This is a genomic window from Nocardia abscessus NBRC 100374, from assembly GCF_000308455.1.
GTDB classification, from domain to species: domain Bacteria; phylum Actinomycetota; class Actinomycetes; order Mycobacteriales; family Mycobacteriaceae; genus Nocardia; species Nocardia abscessus.
In genome coordinates this window covers 1-18,582 of the sequence record NZ_BAFP01000150.1, presented here as the reverse complement: position 1 = coordinate 18,582, position 18,582 = coordinate 1, and the positions used below count along the sequence as shown (strand labels likewise).

Genomic DNA, 18,582 nt, shown 5'->3' with positions numbered 1-18,582 from the left:
TTCCGGATACTCGCCGTTTCCGCCGACAGCGAAAACCGGCCGCGGTCCGGGCCTCCGCTGCGGAAAACCCCACCTAGGCTTACGTGGTGACCGAGAACCGGATGGCGGCACTGCGCGGCACGCTCGCGGGTGAGGTCGACACCTCCGAGCGGCGTCGTGCGGAGTACTCCTCGGACGCGTCGAACTATCGGGTCGTTCCGGCCGCGGTCGTCTTCCCCCGCGGCGACGAGGACGTGGCGATCACGCTGGAGTTCGCCCGGAATCAGGGACTGCCGGTCACCGCCCGTGGCGCGGGAACATCGGTGGCGGGCAACGCCATCGGCTCCGGGCTGGTGCTCGACTTCAGCAGGCACATGAACCGGATCGTCGCGATCGATCCGGCCGCGCGGGTCGCCACTGTGCAGCCCGGCGTGGTGCTTTCGGAATTGCAGCGCGCGGCTCGCCCGCACGGCCTGCGCTTCGGCCCGGACCCATCGACGCAGAATCGCTGCACGCTCGGCGGCATGATCGGCAACAACGCCTGCGGACCGCGCGCCGTCGCGTGGGGCCGCACCTCCGACACCGTGCGCGCGTTACGCGTCCTCGACGGCACCGGCACCGAACGCACACTGGCCGCCGACCTGTCCGCGGTCCCGGGTCTCGCGGAATTCAGCCGGGCGAATCTCGCGGTGCTGCGGACCGATCTCGGGCGCTTCGACCGGCAGGCCTCCGGCTACGGCTTGGAACACCTGCTGCCCGAACGCGGCGGGTCGGCGGCGAAGGCGTTCGTCGGCAGCGAGGGCACCTGCGGCCTGCTGCTGGATGCGACTGTCGAGCTGGTCGGGTTGCCCGCGGCCACCGTGCTGACGGTGCTCGGCTACCCGGACATCGCCACCGCGGCCGACGACGTCGCCGCCGTGCTCGCCTGCGCGCCGATCGCGGTGGAGGGCATCGACGCGCGGCTGGTCGACGTGGTCCGCGCGCATCGGGGACTGGTCCCCGACCTGCCGCGTGGCGGCGGTTGGCTCTTCGTGGAGACGGCGGGCGAGACAAAGGCCGACGCGCTGGCCGTCGCACAGCGGCTGTGCCGGACGGCAGGCGCGATGGATACCCGGATCGTCACCGATCCCGGCACCGCCGCCGCGCTCTGGCGGATCCGGGCCGATGGCGCCGGGCTCGCGGGTCGCACGCCCGACGGGCAGCCGGCTTGGCCGGGGTGGGAGGACGCGGCGGTCCCACCCGCGCGCCTCGGCGCCTACCTGCGTGATTTCGCCGCGCTGACCCGCGCCCACGGCGTCGATGGGCTGCTGTACGGGCACATCGGCGACGGCTGCATCCACGTCCGCCTAGATCTCCCGATCACCGACGCGCCGCGCCGTTTCCGCGCTTTCCTCCTCGACGCCGCGGAGTTGGTCGTCCGGCACGGCGGTTCGCTCTCCGGCGAGCACGGCGACGGCCGGGCCCGCTCGGAACTGCTTTCGGTGATGTACTCCCCTGCGGTGCTCGACGTCTTCGCCGGGTACAAGGCGCTGTTCGATCCCGGTGACGTCCTGAATCCGGGCGTGCTCGTCGCACCGCGTCCGATCGACGCCGACCTGCGGCTGGCCGGACTGCCGCGGGTCCGGCCGTCGAACGGTTACGCGTTCGCCGAAGACGGCGGCGATGTGGGCGTCGCGGTCCACCGCTGCGTCGGCGTCGGCAAATGCCGGGCCGACGGCGGTTTCATGTGCCCGTCCTACCTGGCCACCCGGGATGAGAAGGACAGCACGCGCGGGCGCGCGAGGATTCTGCAGGAGGTGGTGCGCGGTGCGCTGCCGTGGTCCTCGGAGGCGGTGGCCGAGTCGCTGGACCTGTGCCTGTCCTGCCGGGCGTGCCAGAAGGACTGCCCGGCGGGCGTGGACATGGCCACCTACAAGTCGGAGACGCTGTATCGGCGCTACCGTCATCGGCTGCGCCCGATCGATCACTACTCGCTGGGCTGGCTGCCCCGGTGGTTGTCCGTGGCCGCCCGGCTGCCGCGTGTGGTCAACGCGCTGGCCGGCCGGGCGGCGCTGCGCCGGGCCGGTTTACGAGCGGCGGGGATGGATCCGCGGCGGAACGTCCCGCGCCTGGCCCAGCGCAGTTTCCGCCGGATCTGGCGCGACTTGGACGAGGGCGCCCTGCTGGCCGAGTCGTCCTATGCGCCCGAGGAGCCGACAACGGCCGGTGGTTCCGGCGAGGTGATGCTGTGGATCGATACCTTCACCGACGCGTTCGATCCGGAGATCGCGCTGGCCGCGGCCCGGCTGCTGACCACATTGGGCTACCGCGTGCGGATCCCCGAGCGCCGCGTCTGCTGCGGTCTCACCTGGATCAGCACCGGGCAGCTCGACGGCGCCCGTGCGCGGTTGCGGGCCACGTTGACTGCGCTGGAAGAACACGTCCGATCAGGTGGTCTGATCGTCGGGTTGGAACCGTCCTGCACCGCGGTCCTGCGTGGCGACCTGACCGAACTATTGCCGGACGACCCGAGAGCCGCGCCGACCGCGGCCGCGGTGCGCACTCTCGCCGAGTTCCTCGCCGAACAGCCGACCTGGCGCCCGCCGACGCGAACCGGACAATCCGTGGTGGTCCAGCCGCATTGTCACCAGCACGCGATTCTGGGATTCGATATCGATCGCCAATTATTAGCCAGCATGGGAGTGCAGGTGACAGAAATCACCGGGTGCTGCGGTCTGGCGGGAAACTTCGGAATGCAGGCAGGCCACTACGACATTTCGGTGGCGGTGGCCGAGAACGGCATGTTGCCCGCGTTGCGCGCCGCGGGCGAGGACGCGATCCTCCTCGCCGACGGCTTCTCCTGTCGCACCCAGGCCGCTGCCCTGGCCGGGCGACAGGCGCGGCATATCGCGCAGTTTCTTTCGGGTCGCTGACCTTCGCGCGGTTCAGCTACCGAACGGCAGGATGCCGGGGGGAATCTGGTAACCCGAGCTGCCCGCGAAGACCCCACCCCAGGCGTTGAGCAGCCAGTTGAGCAGATTGGTGATCATCTCCATAACCTCCGTAATGGCTTCTGCCAGCTATTTGCCGATCGAGATCGTTATCGCCGTGAATCGCCTGCTGTTACATCCGAGTCCGGGAAACTCCGATTATGCGCAAATGGTATGAAAAGCCTTATGGTGTGTCTCGGATAATAATCCGCGTCACGCGGGTCGAGGGGGACGCGCCCCCGCGCGCCGCACCGGGCAGAATGATGCGGGTGCGCAGCGTGACGGTCGAGCCGGGAGCGAGCCGGACCGTGACCACGGATCGTCCGATCGATCTGGCGTGCACCGTCGCGCCGCTCGGCCGCGGCACCGGAGATCCTTGCCACCGAGTGACCGGCGACGGCGCGCACTGGCACGCCTCCCGTTTGCCGACCGGGCCGGTCACCTACCGATTGACCCAGTCCGGCCCGTGCGCGGTACAGGCGCGTGCGTGGGGGCCGGGCGCGACGGAATTCCTCGACGGTATCGAGCACATGCTCTGTCTGGACGAGGACGTCTCGGCGTTCCTCCCCGCTCATCCGAAGCTCGTCGACGCCCATCGCCGCTTCCCCGGACTGCGCATGCTGCGCACGGGTCTGGTCTTCGAAGCTTTGGTGCCCGCCGTGCTGGAGCAGAAAGTGCACACCATCTCCGCACGCGCGTCGTGGCGGAAGTTGGTGCGGCGGTTCGGCGAACCCGCACCGGGCCCCGCGCCGGAAGGGATGCTGCTGCCACCGGACGCCGATACCTGGCGGCGCGTCCCCTCCTGGGTCTACCACCGGGCCAATGTCGGACCACAGCGCGCGCAGACCATCGTGCGCGCGGCGCGGCTCGCCGAGTCGCTGGAGCGTGCGGCGCGAGTCGATCCGGCCGAGGCGGCGCGCATGCTGTGCAGTGTCCCCGGAATCGGGGTGTGGACCGCCGCGGAGATCGCGCAGCGGGCCTTCGGCGACGCGGACGCGCTGTCGGTCGGCGATTACCACCTCGCCGCCGCGGTCGGCTGGACCCTGCTCGGCCGTCCGATGGACGACGAGGCGATGGTCGAATATCTGGAACCGCTGCGCCCGCACCGCTACCGGGCGATCCGCCTGCTCGAAATCAGCGGCCAATTCCACAAACCGAAGTTCGGCCCCCGGACTCCGCTCACCGACCACAGCCGGCACTGAGTCACAGCTTTCACATAGGTCCCGGCTCAAACCTATTTTCCCCACTTTTGCACTGTCTTTATCCCTTAATCCGGGCGGCAGCAACGCGAAACTGAAGGTAGCACCATCTCCGTATGCATCTCGGCACGAGCGGGGGCGCAGTCGGATCGCAGGGGCTTTCGGTATGGCGTGCACCTAATTGTCGAACCACACAACTGCAGGGGGTTGTCGGTGGAGCAGCGGCCACTTGGAGATACACCACGGTCCAGATGTCAGTTCTATCGGCGGGAATGTGACCTGCCCGCCGTTGTCGACCCACCAGAACTCGGCCGCATCGTGATGCGCGCCGGATCGGTCTGGGCGTTGACCATGCCGAGCAGCCTGGGGCAGGCGGTCAAGGCACACATGCAGAGCAAGAGCGTTCGGCTCGGCCCGATCCTGGCGCACCCGCGCTCGAACCGGTGGACCTTCCTGATCGCGCCGGACCTGCCCGAAAGCGATACGCGACTGTTCGCGGAGTTGTTCCGGCTGGACGTGTCGGTCTCGCGCACCGGGTCGACGATCGCGTTGCCGTCTCCCACCGCGTCGGTCGGCGCGATTCGCCGGTGGATCGTGCCGCCGCGCAATCGGTTTCGCCCTTCCGGCCGGGTGGTGGTGGCGGCTATCCGCGCGTGGGCCGAGCCGGTGCAGCGCCGCCGCTGAGAGCTTGTGATCCCGCTGAGTGTTGCGCCGGAATCGTCCCGGCCTGCCGGTGTCACCGGCCCGATCATCCGGCCTCGTTGTTCGCCCGACAGTGCCGGTCAGCGGCGGTACTATCGGGCGCGCGTGAATGCGTCCAGCAGTTGTGCTGGATTCTCGGTCCGTACACGTCTGCCCCGGCAGACAGCGAAGGAGTCCAATTCGTGAGCATTCAAGGCAACGCGAACATCGACCTGACCGGCGCCACCTGGCGGAAGGCCGGAGAAGGGCCGGGCAGCGACAGCGTGGAGGTGGCCCTGCTGGCCGACGGACACGTCGGCCTGCGCAACGGGAAGGACCCCGACGGGCCGGTGCTGGTCTTCACCCCCGGAGAGTGGGCCGCTTTCACGGCCGGGGTGCACGACGGTGAGTTCGATCGGCCGCGGTAGGGCGCCTCGAAGATCACGAAATGACAGATATTCGACAACGAAAAGACGTTTGCCGCGGCTGAATTACGGGTAGCCCTCTATTCGTGGACCGAGGGCTCAAGAGCTCCCATCCCCGGTACAAGAAATTGTTTCCGGACGATTGGGTGGAATGGCTGATCGTCGCACTGTTGTTCGCGGTGTCGGCGGTCGGAGTCTTCGTCCTCACCAACTCGCTGTTGTCGGCGCTGCTCGTCGGCCTGCTGGTGTGGATCGTCGCCCTCGGTGTAGTGGCAATACTATAAGGGTGCGCCGACCGGCCGGGAATCGTCCCGGCCGGTCGTCTCTGTGTGGCCTAACGGCGGAACAGTTTGTTGCCCAACCACACCACCGGGTCGTATTTGCGATCGGCCACTCGTTCCTTCAACGGAATCAGGGCGTTGTCGGTGATCTTGATATGTTCCGGGCAGACCTCGGTGCAGCACTTGGTGATGTTGCACAGGCCGAGCCCCTGCTCGTCCTGGGCGAGGTCGGTCCGATCGCCGACGTCCAGCGGATGCATCTCCAATTCGGTGATCCGCATCAGATAGCGCGGTCCCGCGAACGCGGTTTTGTTCTCCTCGTGGTCACGCACCACGTGACAGGTGTCCTGGCACAGGAAGCACTCGATGCATTTGCGGAATTCCTGCGAACGCTCCACGTCGATCTGCTTCATCCGGTACTCGCCCGGTTTGAGATCGGCGGGCGGCGTGAAAGACGGTATCTGTCGAGCCTTTTCGTAATTGAACGACACGTCCGTCACGAGGTCCTTGATCACCGGGAACGTGCGCATCGGCGTCACCGTGATCACTTCGTCCTCGCCGAAGGTGGACATTCGTGTCATGCACAGCAGACGCGGCCGCCCGTTCACCTCGGCCGAACAAGAACCGCACTTGCCCGCCTTACAGTTCCAGCGCACCGCCAGGTCGGGCGCCTGCGTGGCCTGTAGCCGGTGGATGATGTCGAGCACCACCTCGCCCTCGTTCACCAGTACGGTGAAATCGTGCAGTTCTCCGCCGTCGAGATCGCCGCGCCATACGCGGAATGTGGCGTCGTAACCCATCGTTACGCCTCTCGCTCCGTCGAGTGCCCGGCCGTGGCCGGGTGCCCGGCGAGTTCGTCCGGGGTGTAGTACTTTTCGAGCTCGCCGAGATCGAAGAGGGCGAGCAGATCCGAGCGCATCGGTTGTTGTTCCTTGCGCGTCACCGTGACGTCGGGGATCGGGTCGCCGATCGTGCCCGGGTCCACGGCGCAGACCAGCAGCCTGTTCCGCCAATCCGGATCCATCGACGGGTGGTCGTCCCTGGTGTGCCCGCCGCGGCTCTCGGTCCGCAACAGCGCCGCGTGTGCCACGCATTCGCTGACCAACAGCATGTTCTGCAGGTCGAGCGCCAGATGCCAGCCGGGATTGAACTGGCGATGACCCTCCACTGTCACGTGACGGAATCGCGCGCGCAGCTCGCTGAGCTTGTCGATCGCCTCCCGGACCTCGTGCTCCTTGCGGATGATGCCGACCAGGTCGTTCATCGTCTGCTGCAGATCGGTGTGCAAGGTGTAGGGGTTCTCCCCGTTGCCGTCGGTGGGCGGATCGAACGGCGCTACCGCGGCCTTCGCGGCCTTCGAGACGTCGTCGTCCGAGACCGACGGCCGCGCGCCGAGCTGTTCCACATAGGCAGCGGCGCCCAGTCCGGCCCGGCGGCCGAACACCAGCAGGTCCGACAGCGAGTTACCGCCCAGCCTATTCGACCCGTGCATGCCGCCGGAGCACTCGCCCGCGGCGAACAGCCCGGGCACCGTGGCCGCACCGGTGTCCGGATCGACCTCGACGCCGCCCATCACGTAGTGACAGGTCGGCCCGACCTCCATCGGCTCCTTGGTGATGTCCACGTCCGCGAGTTCTTTGAACTGGTGGTGCATCGACGGCAGCCGCCGCACGATCTCGTCGGCCGGCATCCGGGAGGCGATGTCCAGATAGACGCCACCGTGCTCGGTGCCGCGTCCGGCCTTGACCTCTTCGTTGATCGCGCGGGCGACCTCGTCGCGCGGCAGCAGATCCGGCGTGCGGCGTGCGGAATCGTTGTCCCGCAGCCATTGGTCGGCCTCTTCCTCGGTCTCGGCGTACTGCCCTTTGAAGACCGGCGGAATGTAGTCGAACATGAACCGCTTGCCCTCGGTGTTCTTCAGCACCCCGCCGTCGCCGCGCACGCCCTCGGTGACCAGAATGCCCTTCACGCTGGGCGGCCAGACCATGCCGGTCGGGTGGAACTGCAGGAACTCCATGTTGATCAGCGTCGCGCCCGCGCGCAGCGCCAGTGCGTGGCCGTCGCCGGTGTACTCCCAGGAGTTCGAGGTCACCTTGTACGACTTGCCGATGCCACCGGTCGCCAGCACCACCGCGGGGGTCTCGAACAGGATGAAGCGGCCGGATTCGCGCCAGTAGCCGAACGCGCCGGAGATGCGGTCGCCGTCCTTGAGCAATTCGGTGATCGTGCACTCGGCGAAGACCTTGATGCGCTTTTCGTAGTCGCCGGTCTCGGCGAAATCCTCCTGCTGCAGCGAGACGATCTTCTGCTGCATGGTGCGGATGATCTCGAGGCCGGTCCGGTCACCGACGTGCGCGAGCCGCGGGTAGGTGTGACCACCGAAATTGCGCTGGCTGATGCGGCCGTCCGCGGTGCGGTCGAACAGCGCACCGTAGGTTTCCAGTTCCCACACCCGGTCGGGCGCTTCCTGCGCGTGCAATTCGGCCATGCGCCAGTTGTTGAGGAACTTGCCGCCCCGCATCGTGTCGCGGAAATGAACCTGCCAATTGTCCTTCTCGTTGGCGTTGCCCATCGACGCCGCGCAGCCGCCTTCGGCCATCACCGTGTGGGCCTTGCCGAACAGCGATTTGCACACCACCGCCACCGACAGCCCGTGCTCTCTGGCTTCGATGACCGCGCGCAGTCCGGCGCCGCCCGCTCCGATCACGACGACGTCGTAGTTGTGCCGTTCCACTTCTGCCATGCAGAGAAACTCCTCGATGAGGCGGTCAGTCGATGAACCGCAGGTCCGAAATCGTGTTGCTGGCCACCAACATGACGTAGAAGTCGGTCAGCACGAGGGTGCCGAGGGTGGTCCAGGCCAGCGTCATGTGCCGGGTGTTCAGCTTGGAGACCTGAGTCCAGAACCAGTAGCGCACCGGATGCGCGGAGAAGTTCTTCAACCGTCCGCCGGCGATATGCCTGCACGAGTGGCACGACAGCGTGTATCCCCAGAGCAGGATGACGTTGCCGAGCAGCACGATATTGCCGAGGCCGAAGCCGAAGCCGCCGGATTTGCCGTGGAACGCGACGATGGCGTCGTAGGTGTTGATCACCGAGACCACCAAGGCCACATAGAAGAAGTAGCGGTGGGCGTTCTGGACGATCAGCGGCAGCCTGGTCTCGCCGGTGTACTTTGCGTGCGGCTCGGCCACGGCGCAGGCGGGCGGGGAGAACCACACCGACCGGTAGTAGGCCTTGCGGTAGTAGTAGCAGGTCAGGCGGAACCCGAGCAGGAAGGGCAGCACCACGAAGCCGAGTGGCAGAATCGCGGGCAGCTCACCGAACGGCGTCCCGAAATGACTCGAACCCTCCACGCACGAGGTGCTCAGGCACGGCGAATAGAAGGGCGTCAGGTAGTGGTAGTCCGGAACCCAATATGCCGTGCGCACATACGATCTGATCAAGCCGTAGACAAGGAACGCGCCCAGGCCGAGCACCGTGACGAGTGGGGGGATCCACCATCGGTCGGTGCGCAATGTGCGTTCCGAGATCCGGGCCCTTGTTCTGCTGAATACGCCGGTGCCCTCTTCCGGGGCGGCGGTCGGTGCGGCACTCACAGGTGGATGCCTCGCTGATCTTGTGTGCGGGTGGTCATCGTTACCTCCGCAATCGAATGTGATGCTGAGCACCATACGACACGTCCGCTATTGATAGAGCGGGGTCTCGACAAACCTGCCCCACGGTCAACCGTATGATTTACGCCACATCTCGGTGTGCCGCCTGATTGCTTACGCCGGGTAGCGGGCCAACCGGACTTTTCGAACTCGACTCGAGCGGAACGAGTTTCGAGTGGTGACCGGGGCGACTGGACTCGGGGCGGATCGGAACTCCGTCTGGACCGAATGGGGTTATCGAGTGGCCGGTCAGCGCAGATGTACGAGGTGGCGGAGCCGTGCCCGATGGCGGGGCGATGTGGGTCGCGGTTGTCGGCCCGACCCGGTGGCTTCATGATCGGTCGAACGCTATCGAGTGCGCTTCCGGCACCCAAACTCTGTGCGCCGCCACTCTCGCGAAGTCGCAGGACTCCCGCGTGAGCCGAGGAGGCGCTATGGCGTGGGAATCGGTAAGCGGCCCCAGTCGTGACATCGCAGCGGGGGGCGAGTCGGCGGTCACCGTAGCTGGGCTCGGCGTGTGCTGGACATCTGCCCGGCCGGGTATCCGCAGGCGACCGGCGAGGGTCGGTGGCGCCGCGCACCCAAGACTTCCAGGTCGCCGCCGGGGCAATTCACGGGACCGCGGCATGCTCGGCGCGCGCCGATGGCCCGCTAGAACTCGGAGATCCTCCGCGGTTCCGGCGTCGCGGGGGTGTGCGAGTCGCCGGTCGCCGCAGGCCCGGCTGTCGCGAGGTGGGGCTCGTCACCGCAGGGCGCGGCGCTCGTCACCGGCATGGGCGGCCGAGCCCCTGGTCCGGAGCGCACCGGGATGGGCGGCGCGTGCCGCCCATCCGGGTTACTTCGTCCGTGGCCGGGAGTGGAAGCCGAGCCCTTCGTCTTGCGCACCCATCCAGGCGGCCTCGTCGGACTTGCTGTCCGGTACGTAGATGACGTCCTGGGGGCGGCGTTGTACCTCCGGCGGCGGAGACTGCTCGAGTTCGTCGGCGTCGATGACGAGGCGCTCGAGGTCGTTCTCCAACCGGCGCACCGTGCTGGCGTCGCCGAACTGGGTGCGCAGTACGCCGATGGATTGCCGGAGCTGGCCGACCGCGTAGCGTAGTTCCGCGAATTCGCTGCGAGTCATCGATCCTCCTGAATTCCCTGGCGGGCATGCGAACTCGGTGCCGTGGCGCGCGGTTGCCCGTCTGCCTTGGACCGCGCAACACCGAGTTGTGTGACCCACCACACAACGTGATCTTTAACACAGTACCGAAAGAATCCGCTGGTGGCTCGTATCAGGTCGAAATCCGATAGTTGCTGCCCGATTGCCGAAGGTCAGCCGGCGGCGGCGTAGCCGGTGTGGGAGTGCGCGGTGGCGAAGGCGCGTTCGACCAGCGCGACGATGGACAGCGCGACCTCTTCGGCCCGCTCGAGCATCACGCTGTGACCAGCGCCTTCCAGGCGCACCAGCTCGGAACCGGCCAGCTGGGAGGCGAGCGCCACCGAGTGCGCGAACGGCACGATGAGGTCCGCCGAGCCCGCCAGCACCAGCGCGGGGATGGTTCCGAGACGGTGCAGTGTCGCCGTCTCGTCGAAGGTGATCAGCGAGTGCAGGAAGCCGGCCATGGTGAGTAAAGGCGTGTCGTTCAGCATCGCGGTGGCCAGCGCGGCCATTCTCGGGTTCACCTTCCTGGTCCCGAAGCCGGCTTCGCGCAGCAACGGCGCGAGCAAACGACGGGTCAGGCGCTGGGACGCCCGCATCGCGCGCGGAGCGCGGGTGACGGCGGCTTGCAACGAGGTCACCGTCCGCCGGTTCAGCAGGCGCGCGAGCCCGACCTCGGTGATCGAGTTGGCCGCGCCGGCGAGCAGTCCGACCCCGGCGACGCGGGTGCCGATGGTCTCCGGGTGGAGCCGGGCGTAGGCGAGCACCACCATAGCGCCCATCGAGTGGCCGACCAGGATCACCGGCCCGGTCGGCGCTACCGTCCGCAGCACGGTGTCCAGGTCGTGGGCGAGTTGCTCGATGGTGTAGGTCGACGGATGCGCCGCCCCGGATTCGCCGTGGCCGCGGTGGTCGTAGAACACCATCCTGGTGTCGCTTCCCCACCGTTGCAGCAGGTGGCCGCGCAGGTAGGACCAGGATTCGGTGTGCAGGCAGTGGCCGTGGACGAAGACGACGGTCGCGGGGGCTTCCTCGGCGCCGAAGACGCGGACCGCGAGGGGGACGCCGTCTGTGGCCGACACCGTGACGCGGTGGCCGTCGTGATCGGCGGCGCGGCGGGCGATGGTCGAGGACATGGCGCTCTCCTGGGGCGAGGCGCCGGGTAGGCGCTTCTTGCCCGGTTGTCGAGCTGAATTTCCATGTCGTTACCGCTCCACACCTGCCGTTATGGACACGTTGCCCAACTGAGGCTGCCGATCGATCCAGCAGTCTCCCCGGCGTTCGTCCGAAAAATCTACAGGGCAATAGCTAAGACAGTAGATTCCTTTAGATTTCCCCGGCGACAGTCCGTGCAGGCTTCGCCCCGCTCGGGTCGCGGGGCGAATCTGCGGCTTTCTAGTAGAAAACCGAGACTGGTTGATAATGCGCAATCGGCGTGGGTCAAGCCTCCGCACGGGTGCGCGTCGAAGGCAGGAACGGGCGCAAGAGGTTCTCCTCGGTCGAGGGACCCACCTGCCACTCCGCGATCCACGGCCCGGTCCCCTCGCTCGGATCGAGCACGCCGTCCTCCAGCCAGTCGTACCGGCCGTCGAGCACGCCGCGAGTGAGCGTGCGGTCGTCGTCATCGGTGTTCTCCCACAGCGCGTCGAACAGCTTGCGCACGCGCAGCCGCGCCTGCCTGCAGAAGGTGTCGGCCAGCTCCTCGGCCGCCTTGCCCTCCGGCGCGCCGGAGGCGCGCAATGCCTCGGCCCGCATGCAGGCCGCCGACATGGCGAACAGCTCGGCGCCGATGTCGACGATCCGGCCGAGGAAATTCTGCCGGTATTCCAAGCCCGCCTGCCAGCGGCCCATCGCGTACATCAGCGACCGCGCCTGCTTGCGCGCGCTGCGCTCGACGAACCGCAGGTGCCGGGCCAGCACCCCGAACTCGGTGTAGGCCGCGGGCACGGTACCCGCTCCCACTGCCAGCTGCGGGAACCACTTGGCGTAGAACCCCGTCGCGCCGACCGCCGCCTTCGCCTTGTCCTTGAACTCGGCCTTCCGGTCGACCAGCGCGCCCGCGGCCGCCATGTGGGCGTCGGCCATCTCCCTCGCGATCAGCAGCCGCATGATCTCGCTGGAGCCCTCGAAGATGCGGTTGATCCGCAGGTCGCGCACCAGCTGCTCGGCGGGGACGGCCCGCTCGCCCCGCGCGGCGAGCGACGCCGCCGTCTCGTAGCCGCGGCCGCCGCGGATCTGCACGAGCTCGTCGGCGATCTGACAGCTCATCTCGCTGGCCCACAGTTTGGCCAGCGCCGCTTCGATGCGGATGTCGTTGCGCCCCTCGTCGGACATGCTGGCCGACAGGTCGAGTGCCGCTTCCAGCGCGAACGTGGTGGCCGCGATGAACGAGATCTTCTGGCCAACGGCGGCGTGCTCGCCGACGGGCCTGCCCCACTGCACACGCTCGGTGCTCCACTCCCGCGCGATCTTCAACGACCACTTGGCGGCGGCGGTGCACAACGCGGGGATGGCGAGTCTGCCCGCGTTCAGCGTGGTGAGCGCGATCTTGAGCCCGTCGCCCTCCCGTCCGATCAGGTTGCGCTTCGGCACCCGGACGTCGTGCATCCGGGTCAGGCCGTTCTCGATGCCGCGCAGGCCCATGAAGGAGTTGCGCCGCTCCACGGTGATGCCCGGTGAATCGGCCTCGACCACGAAGGCCGAGATGCCGCCGCGATGCCCCTCGCCCTTGGGCACCCGCGCCATCACCACCAGCAGTTCGGCGACCACGCCGTTGGTGGTCCACAGCTTCACGCCGTTGAGTACGTAGGCCTCGCCGTCCTCGGTCGGCGTCGCGGTGCTGGCCATCCTCGCCGGGTCGGAGCCGACATCGGGCTCGGTGAGCAGGAACGCGCTGACCGCGCCGGCCGCGCAGCGCGGCAGGAACTCGGCCTTCTGCTCGTCGGTGCCCGCCAGCTTGAGCGGTTCGGGCACGCCGATGGACTGGTGCGCCGAGAGCAGGACGCCCAGACTCGGGTGCGTCGAGCCGACCATCATCAGCGCGCGGTTGTAGCCGAACTGGGAAAGTCCCTGGCCGCCATACGATTGCGGGATCTTCAGGCCGAAGCAGCCGAGTTCGGCCAGGCCCTTCACGTATTCCTCCGGGATCCGGCCCTCCGCTTCGATCACCGAGCCGTCCATGGACTCGCACAGCGTCCGCAGCCGGGCCAGAAACGCCTCGGTCCGCTCGGTGTCCTCCGGTCCCGGCTGGGGGTACGGGTGGATCAGGTCGAGCCGGAACCGGCCCAGGAACATCTCCTTGGCGAACGACGGCTTGGCCCAGCTCGTTTCACGGGACTCCTCGACCAGTGCGCGGGCCTGCTCTTCGGTGGCGTCGACTTTCGCGGCTGTCGCCATGATGTCCTCCCTTGGACGTGATCAGGGTCACATCCGAGTGTAGGAGGGTTTGTTACCCACCGGTAGCCCTGCTGCTCGACGGATATCTACGAATATCTAGTGATCTTGGAATACAGACGAATACCGAGCAATTCATCGCTGCTCGGCCCGGGCGGCGGTCAGACCGAGCGCAGATAGCGGCCGAAGTGCGGCACGGTGAAGCCGATCGTGCCGCGCTCGGCGGAGTAGATGAGACCTTTCTTGATCAGGCCGTCGCGGGCGGGTGAGAGCGAGGCCGGTTTCCGGCCGAGTTCATTGGCCACGGCCGCGGTCGCCACCGGGCCGTCGTCGCCGGACAGGTCGGCCATGGCGCGCATGTATTCCCGTTCGGCCGGTGTTGCCCGCTCGTAACGGGAGCCGAAGAATCCGACGGCCAACTCCTCTTCGGCAGCGGGCGAGGCCACCTCGACATCTTCGGCCGTGATCGGACTCTCGGGCGCCTGATCCCAGGTGGCTTTGCCATAAGCCTGCACGAAATACGGGTAGCCATCGGCCTTGCGGTACAGCGCGTCCAGCGCGTCGTCGGTGAACTTCACGTCTTCCCGTTGGGCGGGCGCGATCAGCGCCTGGTCCGCCGATTCCCGGTCCAGCCGATCGATGCGGTGATAGCTGAATAGTCGCTCGGAGTAGCTCTTCGAGGCCGACAGCACGGCGGGCAGATGCGGCAGACCCGCGCCGACCACGATCAGCGGCGCGGCGTCCTGGCTCAGTTCGTGGCACGCGCCGCAGATCGCGGAGATGTCCGCGGGCCCGAGATCCTGCATCTCGTCGATGAAGATCGCGATGCCGACGCCGATGTCACCGGCCAGCGCCGCGGCCTCGACCAGCAGTTCCACCAGATCGATCTCGATGTCGCCGGAATCGGCCCGGCCGCTCACCGCGGGCACGTCGATGCCCGGCTGCCAGCGCTCCCGCATGCCCTTGTCCGCGGTGGACCGCAACGCGAAAGCTTTGAGGATGCCCAGGAAATCGTCCACCCGTTCCGGGTTGCGGTGCGACGTGGCGATCGCCCGCGCCGCCATGTGCAGCGCCGAGGACAGCGGGCGGCGCAATTCCTGGTCCGGCCGCGCTTCGATCTTGCCGGTGCCCCAGCCGCGCGATACCGCCGCCGAGCGAAGTTGATTGAGCAGCACCGTCTTTCCCACCCCCCGCAGGCCGGTTAGCACGACGCTGCGTTCCGGGCGGCCGCGTGCCACGCGCTCGAGCACGATGTCGAAAGCCGTGAGTTGCTTGTCGCGCCCGGCCAATTCGGGCGGGCGCTGTCCCGCGCCGGGGGCATACGGATTGCGCACGGGGTCCATGCCCCGACACCGTAGCGCGTTTCGTCCGGATAATCTGGGCACATCTACGGCGCGTCCTAGAGAGCCTTAGCGGCCGGTATTGCACTATGGCTCTCGCCGTCGGTTCTTCAGGCCGGTGGCGGTTCGCCAGAATGGTCGCGCGTCACGGCGCGCGGGAACGGAGGGGCATGTCCGACGAACCCACTGCCGCCGGTATCGCCGAAGTGGTCGGGTCCTGGAACGTTCCGGCCGGCGCCACGGTGGCACAGCGCATCCGGTCCAACATCCTGGTCGCGATCGAACGCGGCTACGACGATCCCCAGCTGGTGGCCGATCTCGCGGTCGGTCCGCTGGTCATGGCGCTGGGCAAGCTCGAGGTCGAACTGGCCGAAGCGCGCCGCAGGATCGATGAGCTCGAGCGCGCGGTGCGCGGCGCGCAATCCTGAGTGCCGCGCCGGTACCCGGGAGGGCATTGTCCGTTCGGTGATCTATCGACTAGCACGAGATCGGTTCGTGACCCGAGGCGCCCGACCGTTTTCCGCCGATCGAGCGGCGGGTCCGCCGGTGATGGAAAAGTCGCAGCTCTGTGCGCTGGACAACATCGCGTCGGCACCGTAATCTTCTCGTGACTTAGTGGAACCAGTCGCTTCGTAAGAGAAACGGCGCCACTAGTTACCGCCTAAACGGCTGTCGGGGCCAACCGGTCTCGACTGTCGTGCCGGGGACCCACAGGTTCGTCTGGGGTGAATCCTTGCGGCCATTTCGGTCGCGAGGTAGGGCCGCTCTCCCGGTCCGAACCCGTCAGCTAACCCGGTCGGCGGAAGAGCAGCAAGATCGGAGACGTAGCTCGGTGGGTAAACACAGCTTGCAGCGGGATTCTCGGGTACCGAATTCCGTCAAGGGTGCGATAGTCATGGGTGCGGTAGCCGCAACCGGCGCCATGCCCGCGATTCCGGCCATGGCCGCGACCATCAACGTTCCCGGTGTCGGCAACTTCGATGTTCCGCAGGAATGGGAACAGCCGGTCCAGCAGCTCAACCAGCAGATTCAGCAGGCGCTCGCGGCCGCTCCCGCCGCCCCTGCGCCGCAGGCGGTCGCTCCGCAGGCCCCCAATTTCGCGCCGATGCTGCCGGGCCTGTTCGGTCAGCAGCAGAACACCGCGGGCGACATCGCCCTCGACGCCGCCAGGACCAAGGTCGGCGCCCAGTACTCCTGGGGCGCTGCGGGTCCCCGCGCCTTCGACTGCTCCGGCCTCGTTCAGTGGGCATTCCGGCAGGCGGGTGTCGAACTCCCCCGCACCAGCTTCGAGCAGTCGCACGTCGGCGCTCCGGTCGCCTACCACGAACTGCAGCCGGGTGACATCGTCATCACCAACGGCGGCGGTCACGTCGGCATCTACGCCGGCGACAACAAGCTCCTGAATGCGGTGCAGTCGGGTACGCCGGTGTCCTACACGCCGCTGCGCCCCGACATGGTGGTTACCGCACGCCGTATCGTCTAACGAGTGGCCCGCGCCGAATCCGGCATCCAGAACACCGCCACCCAGGCCCGCGTCGATTCGTGGACCTGGGCGGTGCGTCTGTTCAAGACGAGATCCGCTGCTGCGGAAGCATGTCGTGGTGGGCACGTTCGAGTGAACGGCGCGCCGGCCAAACCCGCGCAGCCTGTGCGCCCCGGTGACGAGGTACGCATCCGGGCGAGCGGTATCGAGCGCATCGTCATCGTGGAGCGAATCGTCACCAAGCGGGTGGGCGCCCCGATCGCCGCGCAATGCCTGATCGATCGCAGTCCCCCTCCGCCGCCCCGGGAAATCGTGGCGAGCATGCCGCGCCGGGATCGCGGTGCGGGACGACCCACCAAACGTGAGCGCCGCGAGACCGATCGCCTGATGGGCCGGGACGAGTCCTGAACACGCCTGCCCGTCGTCGGGTCCGTTCGCGTCGCACGAAACCGTGACGAACCCGGCTGGCGCGGTTCGCGCGATGCGGTGGTGTCAGATCATGGCGACCGGGCGCAGATGGCCCGCGAGGTAACGGGCCCGGCACTCGCCGCGGCGAAGTTTCCCGCTGCTGGTCTTCGGGATGCGTCCCGGCTCCACGAGCAGCACCGCACCGGGCATCACCTCGTGTGTGGAGGCGACGGCCGTGCGGATGCGGCGGGCCAAGGCGAAGAGTTCGGTGGGGTCGCTGCCGCCGACCGTGACGAGTTCGGCGACCACGACGAGGTCTTCGCGCCGCCCGTCGTCGTGCCCGAACGCCGTCACATGGCCCGGCCTGACCTCCGCGGCGCATGCCTGCACCGTGGCCTCGATGTCGGCCGGATAGTGATTGCGTCCGTCGACCACGATGACGTCCTTGCGGCGTCCGGCGATGTAGAGCTGTCCCTCGTGCTGAAACCCGAGGTCGCCGGTGCGCAGCCAGCGAACGACGCTGCCCGGCGCCGTGGCGCCGAAGGTCTCCTCGGTGGCATCGGGCCTGCCGAAATATCCGTCGCACACATTGCTTCCGGCCACCCAGATCTCGCCGACGCGGCCTGCGGGCAGCGCGGTCCCGTCCACCGGATCGACGATCCGCAGCTCCTGTCCGACAGGTGCGCCGCACCCGACCAGCGCCACACCGTTGCGGGATTCCGGCGCGTCCTCGGGTAGTGCGACCGCGCGTCCTTCGGCCAGAGCCGCCCGGTCGAAGCGGTGCCACACCGGGGCCTCGTTCTGGTCGCAGACGGTGACCGTGAGGGTGGCCTCGGCCAAGCCGAAGCCCGGGGTGTGCGCGTGATGGCGGAAACCGTACGGGCCGAAGGTCTCGGTGAATTCGGTGAGCGCATCCGCGCGGACCGGCTCGGAGCCGTTGAGCACGATATCCAGTCCGGACAGGTCGAGCCCGGCCCGCTCGGCGGGGGTGGTGCCCGAAACCGCGAGCTTCAAGCCGAAATTGGGGCACCCAGTGATACCGGCGCGGTAGTCGGCGATCGCGCGCAACCAGCGGACCGGGCGCTTCACGAACTCCGCCGGTGCCAGCGTGATGCCGTGCACGCCCAGGAACAGCGGTAGCGAGAGGCCCAGGATCAAACCCATGTCGTGGAAGAAAGGCAGCCAGGTCACGATGGGTCGATCGGCTGCGGTCGACACGGCGTTCCCGAGTTGGGTCAACGCCGTCGCGAGGTTCTCGTGCGTGACCCGGACGCCTGCGGGGGACTTGGTCGACCCGGACGTGTACTGCAAATAGGCCAGCTCGTCGGATATCGGATCAACGACCGCGACGTCGAGCGCGAGAGAACCCGTGCCCGGCGCGACGAAATGCGAATGCACTGGTCCCGCGTACCGCGCGAGCGGATCGGTGATGCCCGCCGCCGCCAGCACGGATTGTGCGGCCGGCACGATCTGCCCGGCCGCGTTCCATTCAGGTGCCGACAGATTCACCGGCAAGGCGAGTGTCCGGCCCAGTGCGGGTCCGAGGGTCGGCGCGGTGGTCTCGTCGTGGGCCGAGAGCACGCTGAGCGTTGGCCGGGCGTCGGCCAGGACGGCATGCAGGCGGTCG

Annotated in this window: 16 protein-coding genes and 1 riboswitch; of the genes, 8 read left to right on the top strand and 8 right to left on the bottom strand. The window is 67.8% G+C overall.

Features of this window, described 5'->3' with window-relative positions:
* Nucleotides 1-101: 101 nt before the first annotated feature.
* From ON19_RS30445 to ON19_RS41455, 5 genes are all read left to right on the top strand, one after another.
* Nucleotides 102-2,891 (top strand): FAD-binding and (Fe-S)-binding domain-containing protein, encoded by a 2,790-nt coding sequence (locus ON19_RS30445; protein ID WP_043700570.1) that lies wholly within the window; start codon nt 102-104, stop codon nt 2,889-2,891.
* Nucleotides 2,892-3,211: 320 nt separating this feature from the next.
* On the top strand, nt 3,212-4,150 hold the full coding sequence (locus tag ON19_RS30440) for a DNA-3-methyladenine glycosylase family protein (protein WP_051169448.1): 939 nt from the start codon (nt 3,212-3,214) through the stop codon (nt 4,148-4,150).
* 348 nt (nt 4,151-4,498) lie between these two features.
* The gene (locus ON19_RS30435; RefSeq protein WP_227954530.1) at nt 4,499-4,831 is read left to right on the top strand and encodes a DUF1616 domain-containing protein; all 333 of its coding nucleotides are present in this window, start codon (nt 4,499-4,501) and stop codon (nt 4,829-4,831) included.
* Between the two features lie 200 nt (nt 4,832-5,031).
* The gene (locus ON19_RS30430) at nt 5,032-5,256 is read left to right on the top strand and encodes a DUF397 domain-containing protein (protein ID WP_043700566.1); all 225 of its coding nucleotides are present in this window, start codon (nt 5,032-5,034) and stop codon (nt 5,254-5,256) included.
* 83 nt (nt 5,257-5,339) lie between these two features.
* Nucleotides 5,340-5,537 (top strand): hypothetical protein, encoded by a 198-nt coding sequence (locus ON19_RS41455; protein WP_043700489.1) that lies wholly within the window; start codon nt 5,340-5,342, stop codon nt 5,535-5,537.
* A 50-nt stretch (nt 5,538-5,587) separates the two neighbouring features.
* On the opposite strand, the gene ON19_RS30420 is transcribed toward ON19_RS41455, so the two are convergent.
* From ON19_RS30420 to ON19_RS30390, 7 genes are all read right to left on the bottom strand, one after another.
* Nucleotides 5,588-6,334, bottom strand: coding sequence for a succinate dehydrogenase/fumarate reductase iron-sulfur subunit (locus tag ON19_RS30420; protein ID WP_043700487.1), 747 nt, complete (start codon nt 6,332-6,334; stop codon nt 5,588-5,590).
* 2 nt (nt 6,335-6,336) lie between these two features.
* On the bottom strand, nt 6,337-8,277 hold the full coding sequence (locus ON19_RS30415) for a fumarate reductase/succinate dehydrogenase flavoprotein subunit (protein WP_043700485.1): 1,941 nt from the start codon (nt 8,275-8,277) through the stop codon (nt 6,337-6,339).
* A 25-nt stretch (nt 8,278-8,302) separates the two neighbouring features.
* The gene (sdhC, locus tag ON19_RS30410; RefSeq protein WP_043700483.1) at nt 8,303-9,133 is read right to left on the bottom strand and encodes a succinate dehydrogenase subunit SdhC; all 831 of its coding nucleotides are present in this window, start codon (nt 9,131-9,133) and stop codon (nt 8,303-8,305) included.
* 892 nt (nt 9,134-10,025) lie between these two features.
* The gene (locus ON19_RS30405; protein WP_043700481.1) at nt 10,026-10,313 is read right to left on the bottom strand and encodes an Rv0250c family protein; all 288 of its coding nucleotides are present in this window, start codon (nt 10,311-10,313) and stop codon (nt 10,026-10,028) included.
* A 191-nt stretch (nt 10,314-10,504) separates the two neighbouring features.
* A complete protein-coding gene (locus ON19_RS30400; protein ID WP_043700478.1) occupies nt 10,505-11,467 on the bottom strand; it encodes an alpha/beta fold hydrolase in 963 nt (320 codons plus the stop codon).
* A gap of 304 nt (nt 11,468-11,771) precedes the next feature.
* Nucleotides 11,772-13,727 carry an acyl-CoA dehydrogenase family protein gene (locus tag ON19_RS30395; RefSeq protein ID WP_043700476.1) on the bottom strand — a complete coding sequence of 652 codons (1,956 nt, stop codon included), beginning with the start codon at nt 13,725-13,727 and terminating at the stop codon, nt 11,772-11,774.
* A 158-nt stretch (nt 13,728-13,885) separates the two neighbouring features.
* Entirely contained in the window at nt 13,886-15,067 is a 1,182-nt protein-coding gene (locus ON19_RS30390; RefSeq protein ID WP_043700474.1) for an ATP-binding protein, read from the bottom strand.
* 167 nt (nt 15,068-15,234) lie between these two features.
* On the opposite strand from ON19_RS30390, the gene ON19_RS30385 reads away from it, so the two are divergent.
* The 3 genes from ON19_RS30385 to ON19_RS30375 all read left to right on the top strand — a co-directional run bounded on the left by ON19_RS30385 (nt 15,235) and on the right by ON19_RS30375 (nt 16,955).
* Entirely contained in the window at nt 15,235-15,492 is a 258-nt protein-coding gene (locus ON19_RS30385) for a hypothetical protein (protein WP_043700564.1), read from the top strand.
* Nucleotides 15,493-15,712: 220 nt separating this feature from the next.
* Nucleotides 15,713-15,881, top strand: a riboswitch (cyclic di-AMP (ydaO/yuaA leader).
* A 78-nt stretch (nt 15,882-15,959) separates the two neighbouring features.
* Nucleotides 15,960-16,547 (top strand): C40 family peptidase, encoded by a 588-nt coding sequence (locus ON19_RS30380; protein ID WP_043700472.1) that lies wholly within the window; start codon nt 15,960-15,962, stop codon nt 16,545-16,547.
* 3 nt (nt 16,548-16,550) lie between these two features.
* A complete protein-coding gene (locus ON19_RS30375) occupies nt 16,551-16,955 on the top strand; it encodes an RNA-binding S4 domain-containing protein (protein ID WP_083899717.1) in 405 nt (134 codons plus the stop codon).
* A gap of 84 nt (nt 16,956-17,039) precedes the next feature.
* Here the strand turns inward: ON19_RS30375 and ON19_RS30370 are convergent.
* Nucleotides 17,040-18,582 (bottom strand): fatty acyl-AMP ligase (locus ON19_RS30370; RefSeq protein WP_051169443.1); only part of this gene is annotated, 1,543 nt, incomplete at its 5' end.

Coding starts and splice junctions, on each gene's coding strand:
- ON19_RS30445 (WP_043700570.1), top strand. CDS start 102: ATGGCGGCACTGCGCGGCACGCTCGCGGGTGAGGTCGACACCTCCGAG.
- ON19_RS30440 (WP_051169448.1), top strand. CDS start 3,212: ATGCGGGTGCGCAGCGTGACGGTCGAGCCGGGAGCGAGCCGGACCGTG.
- ON19_RS30435 (WP_227954530.1), top strand. CDS start 4,499: ATGCCGAGCAGCCTGGGGCAGGCGGTCAAGGCACACATGCAGAGCAAG.
- ON19_RS30420 (WP_043700487.1), bottom strand. CDS start 6,334: ATGGGTTACGACGCCACATTCCGCGTATGGCGCGGCGATCTCGACGGC.
- ON19_RS30415 (WP_043700485.1), bottom strand. CDS start 8,277: ATGGCAGAAGTGGAACGGCACAACTACGACGTCGTCGTGATCGGAGCG.
- ON19_RS30405 (WP_043700481.1), bottom strand. CDS start 10,313: ATGACTCGCAGCGAATTCGCGGAACTACGCTACGCGGTCGGCCAGCTC.
- ON19_RS30400 (WP_043700478.1), bottom strand. CDS start 11,467: ATGTCCTCGACCATCGCCCGCCGCGCCGCCGATCACGACGGCCACCGC.
- ON19_RS30395 (WP_043700476.1), bottom strand. CDS start 13,727: ATGGCGACAGCCGCGAAAGTCGACGCCACCGAAGAGCAGGCCCGCGCA.
- ON19_RS30390 (WP_043700474.1), bottom strand. CDS start 15,067: ATGGACCCCGTGCGCAATCCGTATGCCCCCGGCGCGGGACAGCGCCCG.
- ON19_RS30385 (WP_043700564.1), top strand. CDS start 15,235: ATGTCCGACGAACCCACTGCCGCCGGTATCGCCGAAGTGGTCGGGTCC.
- ON19_RS30380 (WP_043700472.1), top strand. CDS start 15,960: ATGGGTGCGGTAGCCGCAACCGGCGCCATGCCCGCGATTCCGGCCATG.